Genomic DNA, 2,047 nt, shown 5'->3' with positions numbered 1-2,047 from the left:
CACGGACTGCCTCCAGACCCTCCACTGACCCCGATTACCGGCTCAAAGCCTTGCCTACGACGCGGCACGCGTCTACCAGAACCTGCGTTTTGGGAGGAAAAGCCACACTGCGCGTGCGGAACGCCGGCCTCGACAAGCACCTGCGCGGGCGTCATGAAGCCCGGCGCCCGGTGCTCCGCCGCGGCCCGGTTGGCGAGCCGCTGCAGCGCCTCGTTGACCGGGGTCGGCACGCCGTACACACGGCCGAGGAGCACGATCTCGCCGTTGAGGAAGTCGGCCTCGATCGTCCCGGTCCCCCGGGTGAGGCTCTGCCAGGACGAGCCGCCCGACCGGGCCGAGCCGTCGACCTGTTCGATACGGACGCGGGCGCCGATGACCTCCGCGATTTCCGCGCGGCTGGCGTGCGCGATGCCGGCGGCGCGGAGAGCGGCGATGCCTTCGGCACGCGTGCGGTGGTACAGCTCGGCGGCGTCGTCCGACCGCGGTTCCGCGGCGAAGCCCGTGTGCTCAGGGCCGCACAGCGCCTCGATCGCGTTGTTCAGGTTGTCCAGCAGCTTGGCGTACTTCCAGCGCATCACGTCCGCGCTGACCGGGGCCAGGAACCTGCTCTTCGTCAGGTCCTCGCCGATCCGCCCGGCCATCGGGTCCGTCCCGGCGGGGTACCGGCCGACCTGCAGCAGCCCCGCGAGCGGCACGCCATACGCTTCTACCGTGCCCGGCTCCAGGTGCGTCGCGGGCAGCCCCACGTACATGCCATATACGTGGCGGAAGCGGCGGAGCGCGAAGCGCTCGCTGGCTACTCCGTTCTGCGCGCAGGCCACAGGAATGACCTCCGCCGCGACGCTGTCTGATGGGCCGTCCGGCTCGGCCGGCACGGGCTGCCACGCCCACTCGGCCAGCAGCGCCTCGGCGTCCTGGGTCTTTGCCGTGAGGATCAGCGCATCATCATGGCGTAGCTCAAGCTCGGCCGGGCCGCTCACCGCTGGGATGGGCAACGCCTCCGTGCCGAGCGGGGTCGCCAGCCGCAGCCCGTCCCTGCGGAGTGCGTCCAGGTGCGCGCCCCTGGCCACCAGCACTACCTCGTGGCCGCCCTGGAACAGGCATCCGCCGATCGTTCCGCCGACCGCGCCGGCCCCGATGATGATGTACCGCATTCGCCCCATTCTGGCATCTCAGCCTCGATCGGCGAGGAGGCGGCATGCGTCAGCCACAGGGAGGAGGGCGAAGAGGGGAGGTGGGCACGCGTCAGCCTCGATCGGCGAGGAGGCGGCTCGCGTCAGCCGCCGACGGCTAGCAGGTGGCAGGCGATCGCGGCGGCCGCCACCACGTTCAGCGAGTCCACCCCGGCGCCGCGCGCCGCGGGACTCATCGGGATGCGGACCGCCTCGTCGGCCTCGCGCAGCCACCGGGAGGAAAGGCCGTCGCCTTCGGTCCCGAGCAGCAGCGCCACCCGGTCCGCGCCGCCCGCATCCGACAGCGCCGAAGAGATCGGCGTCGCCCGCTCGTCCGGCGTCAGCGCCAGCACCCGGAAGCCCGCCTTCCGCAACGTCGAAAGACCGTCGTACCAGTCGGTCATCCGGGCGTACGGGATCGCGAACACCGCGCCCATCGAGACCTTGACCGACCGCCGGTACAGCGGGTCGGCGCAGCGCGGCGAGAGAACCACCGCGTCTACGCCAAGCGCGGCCGCGCAGCGGAAGATCGCACCCACGTTCCCGTGGTCCACCAGGTCCTCGAGGACGACAATCCGGCGTGCCGAGCCGATCACCGCCGGCACGGCCGGCAGCGGCTTGCGGCCGAGCGACGCGAGCGCGCCGCGGTGCACGCGGTAACCGGTGATGCCTTCGGCCACCTCGTCGGGAACCACGTACACCGGCACGTCATCAAGAGAACCAAGGCCGAGCATGGGCAGGTCGGCCAGCCGGCCGCGCCCCAGCAGCACGGAACGCACCGGGTATCCCGCCGCGACCGCGCGGCTGATGACCTTCGACCCCTCCGCGATGAACAGGCCGTGCTCCGCCTCCAGGTGCGTGCGCAGCGAGACGTC

Annotated in this window: 2 protein-coding genes; both read right to left on the bottom strand. The window is 71.8% G+C overall.

Annotated elements, in window-relative coordinates:
• The coding region (locus WA805_RS18765) for a ketopantoate reductase family protein (protein ID WP_425242976.1) at window positions 1-1,154 on the bottom strand (1,154 nt) is incomplete at its 3' end.
• Between the two features lie 122 nt (window positions 1,155-1,276).
• A partial coding sequence (locus WA805_RS18760) for a TrmH family RNA methyltransferase (RefSeq protein WP_425242975.1) occupies window positions 1,277-2,047 on the bottom strand: 771 nt, incomplete at its 5' end.

It is taken from the genome of Trebonia sp. (assembly GCF_049794275.1).
Taxonomy (GTDB): domain Bacteria; phylum Actinomycetota; class Actinomycetes; order Streptosporangiales; family Streptosporangiaceae; genus Trebonia.
This window is presented reverse-complemented; position numbering and strand designations above follow the sequence as displayed.